Raw genomic sequence first — 13342 nt, forward strand, 5'->3', positions numbered from 1 at the left:
GTGAACATTATCGCTAAACGTTTGTGGCGGCTTTAACCGTACGAGCAATAAACTTGGCAAACGGCCTGATATCATTGTCCACGCTGGCTGTTTCCAGAGCGGCCATATATTCATCACGGTCATCCACAATAATTGTTGTCCACGGGTAGCCGCCGGAAGCAAGCATCAAGTTCATTAAAAAACGGGCCATGCGTCCGTTGCCGTCTGCGTAAGGGTGAATATAGCCCAGCAGCCAATGACTTAGAACAGCGGAAACAATTGGCGAATCTTCGCCTTCAAGACGGTCAAATAATGCGCTCATGGCATCAGACACCGCTCCCTCATTTACCGGAACATGACGCGAACCCTTGATAAACACCGGATGGTTACGGTAGCCAGCCAAAGCCACGGCATTCAAAAGACCTGACCGGACGTGAGGAGCAAACAAGGCTCTGTACCACGCTCCATGATTGCGACGGGCAACAGTCCCGGCGTGCGCTCCTTCCAGCACTTCTTGCACGTTGTTTTTGACCCTGTTAAAACATTCCAGATACCCACGGCAGGCCAGCGCATTTTTCGAGTCGGCATCCGCAGCACTATCGTCCGGGTTCCATCCACCGGAAGCAACGCGCTCAAGAAGCTCCTCCGAAACCATGTACCCTTCAATTGACAGGGAATGATAAGCATCATGCGTATATGCTTCTTCCACAGAAACCAGATATTTTTTAATATCTGCCACGCCGGGAGCCGGGGCTGGGCATTCTTCAAGAACAACAGACCGGGCCTTATCCCATAATGTATTCACCCGCCCGACCACCGGACTTTCCGATCTTATCCAAGTCCGAACAAAAGCTTTCTCTTCAAAGGGGTTCTCTTCCCTGACAGAATGACCGGCATCCTTCATAGTTTCGCTTATTTCATCAGCGATTTCATCACGCCCCAGATAACGAAAAGCTCCGGCCAAACGCCCCGCAACGGTTGTGCGCCCATCCTCCAAAAGAGACGGAAGAAGCACGGAAGCACTTTCAACAGACCCAAGGACAACTTCTGCCGCAGTTGCATTAGTTTTAAAAAAAGAAGGCTGCGCAAGAGTCAATGCCAGCGGCAAATTAAGCACATTAACGCCACCTGCCACCTCTATATCTTTAAGGGTTACCTTGCGCTTTTTGGAATAGCTGAGATCAATCAACTTCACATCGTATGGCAAATCCAGTATATTCAACTGCCCTTTCCGGGCGTGGACAACGACTTGATGCGGAATTTTCATATCCCCGGAATGAATGAGAAGCGACTGTTCCGGCGAAAGGTGCCACGATTTTGCGAAACGGAAGTCACAATACCGTTTACAGAACTCCCAAAAACACGAGAACCAAGGAGTAGTGTCACCGGGCAGGACATCCGGCGTAGTCGACATGAGCCACCCGTTAATAATTTTTTCCAGATACCCTGCACTCTCCAAACGCTCCCGATGGACACGTGTCACCTCGTCAGATTTGAATACTCTTTTGCCGCTCTTCTGAAGCTTTCTAAGCTCCTTTAGAGAAGCGGCAAGCTTTTCATGTGTTGTAGCCATCCAAACCTCCGACAGCACATTAACTATTTTAATTATTGAAAATTCTACAAAACAAAAGCACCTGCAAAATATTGCAGATGCCTTATCATTACTAGTTTTACTTGATGCTGTAAAACTAGTTTTTTATGTATTTAGATTACTAGTTTTTTATGCTTTACAACTACTAGTTTTTATTGCTTCAGCAACCACCAATCTAAAAAACTTCCACCGAATTATCCTTAACGTACTGGACCAAATCCACCCTTCTGTACACGATCCTGCGGCCAAGAGTTGAAAACCTCGGCCCTTCTCCATTACTGCGCCAGTGGTCCAGCGTATTCTTTTTCACTGTTAGAAAATCAGCGGCTTCTTGAACTGTCAGTGCCTCTTTCCGGTTCAAAATTTCCAGTTCCACGACCGGCTTAAAAGCCTCTTCAATAGCCAGTCGAATGTTCTTCATATTTTTCTCTGAAATATCTTTTTCCAAAATCACTATCTAATTCTCCAAGCTTATTTCGAATTCCGACTCAATAAGTCTTTGCTAATTTAACAAAGAAGCTTTACAAACTCAAGAGAAAGATCAGCCCATAAAGCTAGCTCTTGGATAGCCAGTTTTTTCAAAACATTAATCAGCGCAGCCTCTCTTGAACACGAAAGAACAGGCTGGCAACGTCCATTCCCAACACGCTCGCAGCTTGAACAGCCTCTGAAACCGGCAAACTCTGAGGCTTGCCAGTCGGGGAGCACTCCCTGATTTTCCACCATTTAGACGGAGCTGTCTTTGTGTCGCCGTACATCAATCGTGCAAATTGTGTATGAGAAATCCCCTTCTCTACATATAGACTGACGATCTCAGCCACCAAAGCCCGCTCAAATTCATTCCCATTATTTTCCATCATTCCTGACCATCTTAGTTAAATATATCTCTTTGCTAATTTAGCGTTGACTAGAAATACTAATTTAGCATAAGCCAACTCCATGTCAATCAGTCCAAACACACATCCAAACTAAACGAGCAAAGGCTCCTTAAATTAATCGAGGTCACAATTAAAAAGAAAAAAGGTTTCGCCAGAGTCGAATTCATAGCCAACCTCAAAGAGATAAAAGCTCTTCACGAAAGCGGCCATAATAAAAGAATGATCTACGATCATCTGGCTGAAAAAGGCAAAGTCACGATGAGCTACTCCATTTTTTGTTCATACACCTTTGACGGGGTACGGCGAAAAAAGCGGCGCAAACCCACACGCTCTGCCATCACACAAGAAGACAGGCCTTTCGTACACAAGAACATCGTAACCAAAGAAGATTTGGATGAATTAATTTAGAAATCCCCTAAACCTTTAGCAGCTACTTAATTTTATGACTTTAGAGGAACACAACTCAACCTCCCACACCCCGGACAACTGTAATGAAAAATATCAATTTCAAACGAGTGCGGGTTATTCACGGGTACTTCTTCGGCTCAAGTTGAACAAATTCTACAGATCTCTTTCATACACAGCCAAAAACATAATTGCAGTTCTCATCCAGTCCGCGCCGACAATGGAAAAACCGTTCCCGATTGTTATTTCCAAACTTCAACACGCAGCTGGATGCAGCAAAGCAAGCGTTCTGCTCCATATCCCTAAAGGAGAACAGGCGGGGCTTTATGAACGTAAAAACCATGACGCAGGGCGCAAGCACGGAAGCATCGTCACCCTGAACAAAGAACTCTGCAAGCGGTTCCTTGAACTCCATTCACAGGAGTACGACCAAGCCGCTAACACTAAGAATGAATCATATTCCATTCTATTTAATGGCAACCGCGACCAAAGCATCCAAGCCTTGGATCTGGAAAACAAAACCGACCTGTTTTTCTCCAGTTTATCCAATACGGAAAACGTGTGTTCACTGTAATTTCAAAACTTGCAGAGGTTACCCCTAGCGGCAAAGTTCATCTTATAATTAAAGACCTTACCGAACAGACATCTTGCAGTGAAGTGACCGCCCGTCGGACAGTTAAGCGCGGCCAAGAAAGCGGCCTTTACGCCAAGAGACTACATGAACGCGGCCCCCGTTTCGGTGTAATCCTCAAGCTGAATACTAAGCCCATGGACCGCATGAAAGAACTGCTGCAAGCGTTCCCGGCAAGAAATGATCAGTATCAATCCGACATAACCGAACATGATCGGATTCATGAGCAAAATGAAACTGATCATGCAACCAGACTTGATCGGAATCATTTCAACAGCGAGCCTGCGCAGGCAAAACAGCCCCTCAACCTTTGCCAGTCAAGGAATAACAGCAAGTTGCCCCCGCACTATGAAACTCCAAAAGATCGGTATCACGAGCATCCTATATTAGATAGACAGATAGAAAATCTATCTAACGCTGAAGAAAAATTAAGTGCGCGAAGACTGCTGGAGATCAGCGCGGAGGATTTCGAAATCCACTGGCCCAGACTCCACGAACACAAATTTGGACCGAACCAGATCCGCCAGATTGTGAGCCACCGGGTTACAGGGGGCGAAACTCTTCTCGACATCAAGAACTCACTCTATGCCGCTGAATGGGAATTAGAACGCGAAACCTTTCCCAAAAACCGCAAAGGCCCGTGCAATTATCTTTTCGCCACCCTAAAGGCCACAGGCACATGGCGTAGGCCGGTCGGCTTCCTCACCCCCAACGAACAGGCACTTGCCAACGCCAAAAAAGAAAAAGGCGTAGTCCGCGCGCTTGCAGAGCAGAAAAAACAGCAGGCAAAAAAGGCGACACAGGCAAAATCAGACAAAAAGTGAAGCATGGTTCGCCACACAGACACCTGAAGCTCTGGCGAAGATTGATGCGCTATGTACCGTGCCTCCCAGCACCGAGGAATCCAAACACAGGTGGCGAAAAGTATACTGGAGAAAATTTATTTATAAAAACAACCCAAAACAGAACAGGTAAACAGCGGTTAAAATTTAGGCCAAGGGCAATTTATCTGCAAATAAATCTGCTCCTACCTTAAACCGTCTTCATTAGGCTCCCATCTTCATTAGGCTCCCATCATCGGAGACATGCCGCTCAGCGACACCCTTGAAATGCTCTCCAGCAGCTTTGACGAACACAATGGCCCGGATTCGGATCTGATCTTCCCGTCCAGAAACGGCAAAGTCATGGATACGGTTTCAAATATCTTTCCGAGAATCGTTAACCCCATGTTCAATGAAGGAGTCACCGACAAACGACTCCGGGTATACTTCCATACCCTGCGGCACACCTTCGCTTCATGGCTGGTCCAGCGCGGCGTGGATCTGTACAGCGTGAAAGAACTCATGGGACACAAGGATTTCAAAATGACCCAGCGGTACAGCCACCTTTCACCGGATGGGCTGATGCGTGCTGTGGAGGTTTTGGAGGAGTAACATTTTCCAAGAATTCTTGTCGTTATCTGTCTCTCGCTGTCTTTTTTTGTCTTTCCCTGTCTTTTGATCCTGCTACAAGATTGTGGACACGCGGTTAAGTCGCTATCCTGACCTTCACAGGAGAAGCAAATGACCAAATCCAAACGTCGGAGCTATGATCCTTCCCTTTTTATTTAGACGTGAATTTAGCTCAGCCCTGTCTTCTGGTATCAAGAAGCAATCATCTGAGACACAGTTTATTAAATCAAACGCTATGACCTCCCGCAAGCATGCCGGGCATCTATAGGCACTTCAAACGTAATAAAAGCTACCCGGCCCAAAAATAAAATTTTACACCCGGCTACCTTTTGGGTAGCAATAGGGTAGCAGGGATGAAAAAAGGGTTCACATCTTTCGATGTAAACCCTTGATTTAACTGGAGCCAACGAGGCGAATTGAACGCCCGACCTGCTGGTTACGAATCAGCTGCTCTACCGACTGAGCTACGTTGGCTTTTGGTTGAGATAGTCTTTATATCGATACATATTTGCTGGTCAAGACCTTATAGACACAAAAAGCCTCTTCCCTGAATAAGGGAAGAGGCATATTCAAAAGCGTGGGATAAAGACTATTTCACCAGATTTCTAGCAGCTTCCAGAGCCGCATCATAATCGGGCTCCTCTGTGACCTCACTTACATACTGTACGTACTGAACCACCCCTTCTTTGTCCACTACGAAAACAGCACGGCTCAGCAGCTGCAGTTCTTTGATCAGAACTCCGTAAGCTTCGCCGAATGATGAGCTCATGTAATCGGAAAGAGTCTGAACCGCTTCTACTCCTGCAGCCCCGCACCAACGAGCCTGAGCAAAAGGAAGATCCTTTGAAAGCGTCAGGATCTTGATATCATCGCTCAGGTTTGCAGCTTCGTTATTGAACCTGCGGGTCTCCATATCGCAAACCGGTGTGTCAAGCGAAGGGACAGCACTGAGAATCAGCACTTTTCCTGCAAAGTCGGACAGACTCTTAGGACCGAGATCATTGTCAACAACATTGAAGTCAGGAGCTTTGCTACCTACTTTTACTTCATCACCGAGCAGAGTCAGAGGGGCACCTTTAAAAGTAATTACACCTGTTCTTTCATTCATAATTTGTACTCCATTTTAATTTAGTCTTTGGTTATTCATTCTTGATACCACAGGAGAGAAATGCCGACAACGGTGATCTGAAATTTTCTAACACGCCAGGAAAGACGCCGCTTAACACCACTCTACACTGCATGCAAAACAACTGACAAAGCCTTAAAACAGAACTCTACCCTCATACCTTCCCGCAAACCTTCTTCTTCAATTGACCATGAGGTCACCAAAGCGCACATCTGAATCCCAGCCCTGGACTCTCCCGAAACCTCGGCAAGCACTTCAGTCTGCTTGATGGTTGTAACCCTGGCAGGGACACAATTTCTGGAGCTGCTGGCATTATGTTTGATTGGCCGAACCGCAACCAGTGGAGCTTTTACCGTGGCGGAAACAGGTACACCGGGCTCCAAATCCAATTTGTATAGACTCTCAAGAGTAATTACCGAACTGATTGTTACTCCTTCCGAAGTAGTGAACTCAACATCTGCAAGCACTCCATCTCTGTTTATTCTGGACACATGGCCCACAAAAGTGTTTCGGGCACTGGTTTTCAGTGCCGTTTCCTCAAGAGCCATACGCCGGACTATGTTCTGGACATCCCCGGAAGACCACTCCTGATATACAACGGAAAGATCCGAGGACGACTGCCCCAACACCTTTCTGACAACACCTACCGGGACTCCGCTGCGAAGAAGCTCAACGGCCCTTGAGCGGCGCAAAACACTGGGTCCGCCCATCTGCCGCTCAAGTCCGCAACCTTCTGCCCTTTCGTAAAAAATTCTCCGGACATACCCCGGATCAAGCTGGAAAAGGTCACCCTCCAGACCATGACCCATGGGACCATGCATGATTCCCTTCAGTTCCCGGCAGACAGACTGCGGCAGCGGAACTTCGCGAGCCTGCGCTTCCTTGCCTAAAATAATTACTGCCCGGTCTAGGTTGATACTTTTCCGCTCATCAAGATTCAGTATTTCACCGAGTTTGGCTCCTGTGTGCCGCAGGACTAAGAACAGACATAAAATTCTGGTGCGGGAACGGACATAATCAGGACGCGTGACTTTATCCCTCCAGACTCTGAACTCATCTTCCAAAGCTGACATTTCACGCGAATCCAGATGAATGATATTTTCTGGAACATCAAATACTTCCGAAGGAGAAAGCTGCTTTTCTCTACTCTTTTTGTCTAGTTTTTCCAATGCCTTACCACTCATCAAAATATCCCTTCAGAGAGTCACGTTTTTACAAGAATGCGTGACCTGTTTGATAGTTTGTTCTTTCCCTGCATAAACATAAGACACTGATAAAGCCAATTCAGGAAGACCTCAATTCGAAAATGGAGAAAACAAGATGAAACGTATCCCCGCACTAATTCTGACAATCCTTCTCGCCCTGCCTTTTTCAGCCAATGCTGCAGAGCTCATGATCGGGCAGGCGGCCAACTTCATGCCGGCAATGAAGGAAATCATACCTGCTTTCCATGCTGCTACCGGTCTTGAAGTACAGGCAACATATACTTCAACAGGAAAACTTTACGCTCAGATTGTAAATGGTGCTCCTTACGATTTATTCCTCGCAGCAGATGAACGTCGCCCCTTCAAACTGTTTTCAGACGGTCTTGCGGAAAAACCGTTTGTGTACGCAAAAGGGAAAGTAGTCTTCTGGTCTTTGAATAAAAACTTAACAGCTGGAAGCTGGCAGGAATCGATCAGAAAGGGACACCTGCACAAAATAGCCATCGCTAATACTGAAACCGCTCCGTACGGGACTGCGGCCATGCTTGCTCTAAAAAAAGAAAGTCTTTGGGACACCGTCAAACCGGAACTGGTTTATGCACAGTCTATCGCTCAGGCTTTTCAGTTTGCATCCAGCGGAGCTGCTGATGCAGGATTCTGCGCTTACTCTTCAATGTTCACTCCCATCGGCAAAAAAGGGACCTTCAAAGTTGTCAAAGAAGCCCCCCCGGTAATTCAGGCTGCCTGTATTTTAAAGTCATCCGGCAACAAAGAGGCTGCGCGCAAATTCGTTGATTTTCTATCCGGTCCCGAAGCGGCCGCAATCAAGAAAAAGTACGGGTACGACTAATGGATTTCTACCCGCTTATAATATCGGCCAAACTGGCAGTGGCCACAACTCTTTTTATTCCGATCGTTGCAGCCCCAACTGCATATCTGCTGGCATTCTTCGATTTCAGGGGCAAAAGCCTTGTGGATGCAGTGGTCTCCCTGCCGATGGTGCTTCCACCTACAGTACTGGGATTCGGACTGCTTATAATTATGGGCCCTCAGGGGCCGCTTGGAGAATTCTGGCAGGGGGTTACCGGTGAGCGTATGGTTTTCAGCTTTTCCGGCATTCTGTTGGCCTCTCTGGTCTACAACCTTCCTTTTGCAGTCCAGCCCATGCGTGCTGCATTTGAGAAGCTGGACATCAGGCTTCTGGAAAATGCTGCGGTGCTGGGACTCTCACCGACAAAAGCATTCTTCAGAGTGGTACTGCCAAACAGCCTCCCCGGGCTTGCTGCTTCGGGCATGCTCGTGTTTGCTCACAGCCTTGGTGAATTCGGAGTAATTCTTATGGTCGGCGGTTCCATCCCCGGTTCCACAAAAGTTGCCTCAATTGCCATTTACGAAGCAGTTGAAGCCATGCGTTATGATGACGCCATGTACATGTCCATGGCTATAATTCCAGTGAGTTTTCTTGCTTTGCTGGCCATCAACCTTCTCAATAAAGTCAGCAGGAGAAGATCATGACTCTGAACCTTGATATCCGAAAAAAACTGCCCAACTTCACTCTGGATGTATCCTTGCGCTGCGAACCGGGCACTCTGACCGCCATTGTCGGCCCTTCCGGGGCAGGGAAAAGCACTCTTGTCAGGATCATAGCCGGGCTGGAAAAGCCTGATGACGGGGTCCTATCTCTAAACGGCACAACATGGTGTGATACTGATGCGAAGGTATTCCTGCCTCCCAGAAAACGTGGTCTCGGACTTGTCTTTCAGGAGTACACCCTGTTTCCGCACCTCAATGTCCGAAAAAATGTAGCCTTTGCTGCTGTTGATAAAAACTGTGTCACGGAACTCCTGCGCAAATTCGGGATATCCCATATTGCCGACAGCAAACCGCACAATATTTCCGGCGGCGAAAGACAGCGTACTGCCTTCTGTCAGGCTCTGGCCCGTGAACCGGTTCTCCTGCTCCTTGATGAACCATTCTCCGCTTTGGATATCGCCACCCGCGAAGGTTTACGCAGAGAACTCAGGGACCTGAAAGCCGGACTGAATATTCCAATTATTCATGTAACCCACGATCTGGAAGAAGCATACTATCTTGCAGACTCTATATTCGTACTTGAAAACGGCAAGGAATCACCACAGTGGCTTGAAAGGCAGAAGCGCAGATTCTGTGCTGATGTATCCCCTCACCCTCACCTTGGACTTGTGGAGAATATGTAATGATTAAAAAAACTGTTTTTATGATGCTCATTATCCTCTGTCTGCCCATAGCTGTGCAGGCTAAAATAGTCATTGCTTCCGGAGCTGGATACCGCTCACTGGTAGACAAGCTCACCGAAGCTTACACCGCTCAGACCGGAAATGAAGCAGAACGGATTTACGGAAACATGGCCCGGGTAACAGCTCAAGCCCGCAACAGTGGAAATGTTGACTTTGTACTTGGAGACAAGGGCTTTCTTGATAAAGCGCAGCTGGATTGCTGCGCAACACATGAACTGGGTAAAGGTACGCTGGTACTGGCCTTTCCCAGAGGCGGCCACTTTTCAGGGATAGAGGATTTCTTGAACAGTAAAATTAAACGCATAGCTTTGCCGGACACCAAGAGGGCAATCTACGGTAAAGCAGCCATGGAATTCATGCGCAATAAGAATATTTTAAAGAAGGTTAAGTCCAAACTGCTTATGGTAGCGACAGTGCCGCAATCTGCTTCTTATATAGCAGCCGGGGAAGTTGATTACGCCTTCATCAATCTTACCCACGCCCGAAAAATATCCAAAACCATAGGCGGATATGAAGTTCTGGACAGATCATCCTACTCACCGATTTCCATTATCGTTGAACAGATGCAAAGCTCCGCAGACAAGGCGGAATGCAAGGCTTTCCTGAAATTCCTGAACTCCGGGCCTGCCCGCAGGATCGTGGCAGATCACGGCATGTAGGGTAAGGACAATGAATCTGCTGGCCATTCTGACCGACGGATCGACCCTGACTCCTTTGGGACTTTCAGTGAAGGTAATCTCCACTGCGGGTGTCCTGCAACTGCTGACAGGCGTACCCCTTGCGTTCTGGCTATCCAGGAGCAAGGGGACAATACACAACATTGTAGATACGTTCGTTACCCTGCCGCTGGTTTTCCCTCCGGTAGCTACCGGATTTGTGCTGCTTTTACTGCTGGGCCGCAACGGACCTGTGAGCCCATTCCTGGGTGATCACATTATTTTCGGATTTCCCGGTCTGGTCATTGCCGCATTTATTGCCGGGCTTCCCCTTCTAGTAAAACCGGTGCAAGCGGCCCTCAAATCGGGTGAAGCCGGAAAGCTTTGCGAAGTAGCTGCAGTTCTTGGCAAATCGGAAGTAATAATCTTCTTAAGAGTGCTCTTACCTTGCGCCAGGCGTTCAATCATGGCGGGCCTGCTTCTGGCGCTGGCCCGCTCACTTGGTGAAGTAGGAATGACTCTTATGCTGGGAGGCAACGTGATAGGGAGAACCAACACTCTTTCTCTGGAAATATATAACGCTGTTTTTAATGGTGAATTCGAACGGGCAGCAGTGCTGTCTTCAATCATTGGTATCGCTTCAATCTCAATGTTCGCGGTGCTGAAAAAATTTTCTGAACCAAATTAAAAGGTAAACCCAATGAAAGAATCAACCCTGAACTCAATTCAGACTGTAGTTCGTGATAAATGGGAATCTGCAGGAATACTGGATGAAAAGATTTGTGTAACGGCGCGGACACTTAGCACAGAAGAAGCTATAGGGAACCCTGAAGGCGATGATTTTCCGCTTTTACGGGGAAAGGAGCGTCTGATGGAAGCCGAATTCAAAGGATATAAAGGGCAGGCTTTCACCGACCGTTTCGGAAGCTTTGAAACAGATCTTCGTGAAATCACAGAAATGGACCTAAACAATAATTTCCGCCGGGCTTTATTTGTTTCTACATTAAATGCAGTCCAGCGCAGCCTTGGCTGCACCGACCGCACCGTCCACTGTAAGGATGAAGGGCCAGCCCTTTGCGCTCCACGTCTTGCGGATTACATTCAAGACAGATACGGCTTTCCAAAAATAGGACTCATCGGTTTCCAGCCTGCCATGATTAAAATTCTGGCCGATAGCTTTGAGATGCGCATAGTAGACCTTGATACCGACAACATTGGAACTGAAAAATGCGGAATAACCGTAGAAGGCCCGGATATGACCGCTGATGTCATCGACAATGCGGACCTGCTCGTAGTTACCGGGTCAACGATAGTCAACGACACCATAGGTAATTTCCTGCTGGAAGAAAAACCGGCAATATTTTTCGGAACAACTGTTGCCGCAGCTGCAGACTTGATGGGCTGGGAAAGATTCTGCTGCCAAAGTGCATAATGGCTCTTTGAATTTCATTGGTTAACCTGCTGAGCCGTCCACAATCGGTTCAGCAGGGCTCTTCCTTTACTGGGAGTTGTCCCATGGTCCGTTAACGCACTTCATTTAAGTAATCCCTCATTCTGCGTAAAGATCTGACACAGAATACAAACTCAACTGTTTCATATTGACACACCTTTGTAATACTCCCTTTTTATGCGCCACTCCACACATTAAACAAAAAATCATACCACAACAATTAACACTTGTAAAAAAAAATCCAAACTAAATGATCCAGTCTTAAAATTTCTTTTCTTCACAATACCCTGTATTTATTAAATATGTCATTTTGGACCTAATTTTGCTTTATGCCTTACCCAGTGGAGCCTTATAGCAGGCGGACCCACTGGGTAAGGACTGGCTGATATTTCGGGTAAGTGATCGATGTCGAAGTGTGCAAAAATCTAACACCTTGACTTATTCTGCCTGCCCAGACATATAAATGCGTAACTCGTTCTAATGGATGATACAAGTTTTCAGACCGTTACGCTCTGTTATTATGTCATATTTGATATACTGCTTTTTCAGCAGCCAGAGCAGAAGTATCAGCCCGAGCGAGTGTAGACACCATTTTCAAACTAATTTGGAGCCTTATTCCATGATGAAAACTGTTCCTGTTCAGGACTCCATCGGCAACGTCTTATGTCACGATATGACCCGCATCGTCCCCGGAGAATACAAAGGCCCTGCATTCAAGAAAGGGCACATCATCACTCCTGAAGATATTCCGGTCCTGCTGGAAATCGGCAAGGAGCATGTCTACATACTTACGCTGGAGGAAGGACAGCTGCACGAAAATGATGCCGCAAAACGTATAGCCAAAGCCGCCGCCGGACCTGGAATAACCCTGTCCGACATCAGTGAAGGGCGCATCAACATGAAGGCTGCTCCCGGACTGCTGTGCATCAATGTGGAAGCTCTTAACCGCATCAATTCCATAGATGAGGTCGTACTGGCGACCATGCAGAACGGAATCCAGATAACCGAACCGCGCGATGTGGCCGGAACCCGTGTAGTTCCGCTGGTCATTGATGAACGGAAAATAGAGCAGGTCGAAGAGATCTGCCGCGACTGCGGTCCTATCGTAAGCGTAAAGCCATTCCGCCACCTGAAAGTAGGTCTGATCACCACGGGAAGTGAAGTCTACACCGGACGTATAAAAGACAAGTTCGGCCCCGTAATCCGTAAAAAATTTTCGCAGCTCAATTCGGAAGTAATCGACCAGACATTTGTCAGCGATGATCCCGAAATGACCTGCTCTGCAATACTTCAATCGATTGATAACGGCGCGGAAATGGTCGTGCTGACCGGAGGTATGAGCGTTGATCCAGACGATCAGACACCCGCAAGCATCCGGGCAACCGGAGCTGAGGTTGTCACCTACGGCTCGCCCACTTTTCCCGGCGTTATGTTCATGCTGGCCTATCTGAACGGCGTGCCCATAGTCGGTCTGCCCGGATGTGTGATGTACTACCGGGCCAGCATTTTCGATCTGGTTGTTCCGCGGATTGTGGCCGGTGAACGCCCCACCCGCAAAGAGATCGCCGAACTGGGCCACGGCGGTTTCTGTGCCGGTTGCGAAACCTGTCGCTATCCGCTGTGTTCTTTCGGTAAATAGAGGACAGTTCGACGCCCTTTTCGGGCGCCTGCTAATAGAAAAAAAGCAGTAATTC

Annotated in this window: 16 protein-coding genes and 1 tRNA gene; 11 read left to right on the forward strand and 6 right to left on the reverse strand. The window is 47.5% G+C overall.

Annotation, left to right across the window (positions count from 1 at the left end; all coding sequences use genetic code 11):
* Positions 1–13 precede the first annotated feature (13 nt).
* The 3 genes from ACZ5PW_RS00725 to ACZ5PW_RS00735 form a co-directional block, all read right to left on the reverse strand.
* A complete protein-coding gene (locus ACZ5PW_RS00725) occupies positions 14–1552 on the reverse strand; it encodes a Fic family protein (RefSeq protein ID WP_464557130.1) in 1539 nt (512 codons plus the stop codon).
* Positions 1553–1745: 193 nt separating this feature from the next.
* Positions 1746–1991, reverse strand: a complete 246-nt coding sequence (locus ACZ5PW_RS00730; RefSeq protein ID WP_464557132.1) for a helix-turn-helix domain-containing protein — start codon at positions 1989–1991, stop codon at positions 1746–1748.
* Between the two features lie 169 nt (positions 1992–2160).
* The gene (locus ACZ5PW_RS00735; RefSeq protein WP_464557134.1) at positions 2161–2430 is read right to left on the reverse strand and encodes a hypothetical protein; all 270 of its coding nucleotides are present in this window, start codon (positions 2428–2430) and stop codon (positions 2161–2163) included.
* 201 nt (positions 2431–2631) lie between these two features.
* Here ACZ5PW_RS00735 and ACZ5PW_RS00740 point away from each other — a divergent pair, with 201 nt between their 5' ends.
* The 4 genes from ACZ5PW_RS00740 (at position 2632) to ACZ5PW_RS00755 (ending at position 4917) form a co-directional block, all read left to right on the forward strand.
* A complete protein-coding gene (locus tag ACZ5PW_RS00740; protein ID WP_464560465.1) occupies positions 2632–2856 on the forward strand; it encodes a hypothetical protein in 225 nt (74 codons plus the stop codon).
* A 34-nt stretch (positions 2857–2890) separates the two neighbouring features.
* Positions 2891–3427 carry a hypothetical protein gene (locus tag ACZ5PW_RS00745; RefSeq protein ID WP_464557137.1) on the forward strand — a complete coding sequence of 179 codons (537 nt, stop codon included), beginning with the start codon at positions 2891–2893 and terminating at the stop codon, positions 3425–3427.
* Positions 3415–4308 carry a hypothetical protein gene (locus ACZ5PW_RS00750; protein WP_464557138.1) on the forward strand — a complete coding sequence of 298 codons (894 nt, stop codon included), beginning with the start codon at positions 3415–3417 and terminating at the stop codon, positions 4306–4308. The genes ACZ5PW_RS00745 and ACZ5PW_RS00750 overlap by 13 nt, the downstream gene beginning before the upstream one ends.
* 261 nt (positions 4309–4569) lie before the next feature.
* The gene (locus ACZ5PW_RS00755; RefSeq protein ID WP_464557140.1) at positions 4570–4917 is read left to right on the forward strand and encodes a tyrosine-type recombinase/integrase; all 348 of its coding nucleotides are present in this window, start codon (positions 4570–4572) and stop codon (positions 4915–4917) included.
* Between the two features lie 416 nt (positions 4918–5333).
* Here ACZ5PW_RS00755 and ACZ5PW_RS00760 read toward each other — a convergent pair.
* The 3 genes from ACZ5PW_RS00760 to ACZ5PW_RS00770 form a co-directional block, all read right to left on the reverse strand.
* Positions 5334–5409 (reverse strand) — tRNA-Thr (locus tag ACZ5PW_RS00760).
* A 115-nt stretch (positions 5410–5524) separates the two neighbouring features.
* Entirely contained in the window at positions 5525–6043 is a 519-nt protein-coding gene (tpx, locus tag ACZ5PW_RS00765) for a thiol peroxidase (protein ID WP_464557142.1), read from the reverse strand.
* 122 nt (positions 6044–6165) lie between these two features.
* The gene (locus ACZ5PW_RS00770; protein WP_464557144.1) at positions 6166–7245 is read right to left on the reverse strand and encodes a TOBE domain-containing protein; all 1080 of its coding nucleotides are present in this window, start codon (positions 7243–7245) and stop codon (positions 6166–6168) included.
* 136 nt (positions 7246–7381) lie between these two features.
* Between ACZ5PW_RS00770 and modA (ACZ5PW_RS00775) the strand changes: the two genes are divergently transcribed.
* The 7 genes from modA (ACZ5PW_RS00775) (at position 7382) to ACZ5PW_RS00805 (ending at position 13287) form a co-directional block, all read left to right on the forward strand.
* On the forward strand, positions 7382–8116 hold the full coding sequence (modA, locus tag ACZ5PW_RS00775) for a molybdate ABC transporter substrate-binding protein (RefSeq protein ID WP_464557146.1): 735 nt from the start codon (positions 7382–7384) through the stop codon (positions 8114–8116).
* Positions 8116–8781 (forward strand): molybdate ABC transporter permease subunit, encoded by a 666-nt coding sequence (gene modB / locus ACZ5PW_RS00780; protein WP_464557148.1) that lies wholly within the window; start codon positions 8116–8118, stop codon positions 8779–8781. The genes modA (ACZ5PW_RS00775) and modB overlap by 1 nt, the downstream gene beginning before the upstream one ends.
* Positions 8778–9482 carry an ATP-binding cassette domain-containing protein gene (locus ACZ5PW_RS00785; RefSeq protein ID WP_464557150.1) on the forward strand — a complete coding sequence of 235 codons (705 nt, stop codon included), beginning with the start codon at positions 8778–8780 and terminating at the stop codon, positions 9480–9482. The genes modB and ACZ5PW_RS00785 overlap by 4 nt, the downstream gene beginning before the upstream one ends.
* On the forward strand, positions 9482–10201 hold the full coding sequence (modA, locus tag ACZ5PW_RS00790; protein WP_464557152.1) for a molybdate ABC transporter substrate-binding protein: 720 nt from the start codon (positions 9482–9484) through the stop codon (positions 10199–10201). Before ACZ5PW_RS00785 ends, modA (ACZ5PW_RS00790) begins: the two co-directional genes overlap by 1 nt.
* A 10-nt stretch (positions 10202–10211) precedes the next feature.
* Entirely contained in the window at positions 10212–10886 is a 675-nt protein-coding gene (locus ACZ5PW_RS00795; RefSeq protein WP_464557155.1) for a molybdate ABC transporter permease subunit, read from the forward strand.
* 12 nt (positions 10887–10898) lie between these two features.
* A complete protein-coding gene (locus ACZ5PW_RS00800) occupies positions 10899–11630 on the forward strand; it encodes a Rossmann-like domain-containing protein (protein ID WP_464557158.1) in 732 nt (243 codons plus the stop codon).
* A 637-nt stretch (positions 11631–12267) separates the two neighbouring features.
* Entirely contained in the window at positions 12268–13287 is a 1020-nt protein-coding gene (locus tag ACZ5PW_RS00805) for a molybdopterin-binding protein (protein WP_464557160.1), read from the forward strand.
* The last annotated feature ends 55 nt before the right edge of the window (positions 13288–13342 follow it).

This window comes from Maridesulfovibrio salinus (genome assembly GCF_055394525.1).

Coding starts and splice junctions, on each gene's coding strand:
- ACZ5PW_RS00725 (WP_464557130.1), bottom strand. CDS start 1,552: ATGGCTACAACACATGAAAAGCTTGCCGCTTCTCTAAAGGAGCTTAGA.
- ACZ5PW_RS00730 (WP_464557132.1), bottom strand. CDS start 1,991: ATGAAGAACATTCGACTGGCTATTGAAGAGGCTTTTAAGCCGGTCGTG.
- ACZ5PW_RS00735 (WP_464557134.1), bottom strand. CDS start 2,430: ATGATGGAAAATAATGGGAATGAATTTGAGCGGGCTTTGGTGGCTGAG.
- ACZ5PW_RS00745 (WP_464557137.1), top strand. CDS start 2,891: ATGACTTTAGAGGAACACAACTCAACCTCCCACACCCCGGACAACTGT.
- ACZ5PW_RS00755 (WP_464557140.1), top strand. CDS start 4,570: ATGCCGCTCAGCGACACCCTTGAAATGCTCTCCAGCAGCTTTGACGAA.
- tpx (WP_464557142.1), bottom strand. CDS start 6,043: ATGAATGAAAGAACAGGTGTAATTACTTTTAAAGGTGCCCCTCTGACT.
- ACZ5PW_RS00770 (WP_464557144.1), bottom strand. CDS start 7,245: ATGAGTGGTAAGGCATTGGAAAAACTAGACAAAAAGAGTAGAGAAAAG.
- modA (WP_464557146.1), top strand. CDS start 7,382: ATGAAACGTATCCCCGCACTAATTCTGACAATCCTTCTCGCCCTGCCT.
- modB (WP_464557148.1), top strand. CDS start 8,116: ATGGATTTCTACCCGCTTATAATATCGGCCAAACTGGCAGTGGCCACA.
- ACZ5PW_RS00785 (WP_464557150.1), top strand. CDS start 8,778: ATGACTCTGAACCTTGATATCCGAAAAAAACTGCCCAACTTCACTCTG.
- modA (WP_464557152.1), top strand. CDS start 9,482: ATGATTAAAAAAACTGTTTTTATGATGCTCATTATCCTCTGTCTGCCC.
- ACZ5PW_RS00795 (WP_464557155.1), top strand. CDS start 10,212: ATGAATCTGCTGGCCATTCTGACCGACGGATCGACCCTGACTCCTTTG.
- ACZ5PW_RS00800 (WP_464557158.1), top strand. CDS start 10,899: ATGAAAGAATCAACCCTGAACTCAATTCAGACTGTAGTTCGTGATAAA.
- ACZ5PW_RS00805 (WP_464557160.1), top strand. CDS start 12,268: ATGATGAAAACTGTTCCTGTTCAGGACTCCATCGGCAACGTCTTATGT.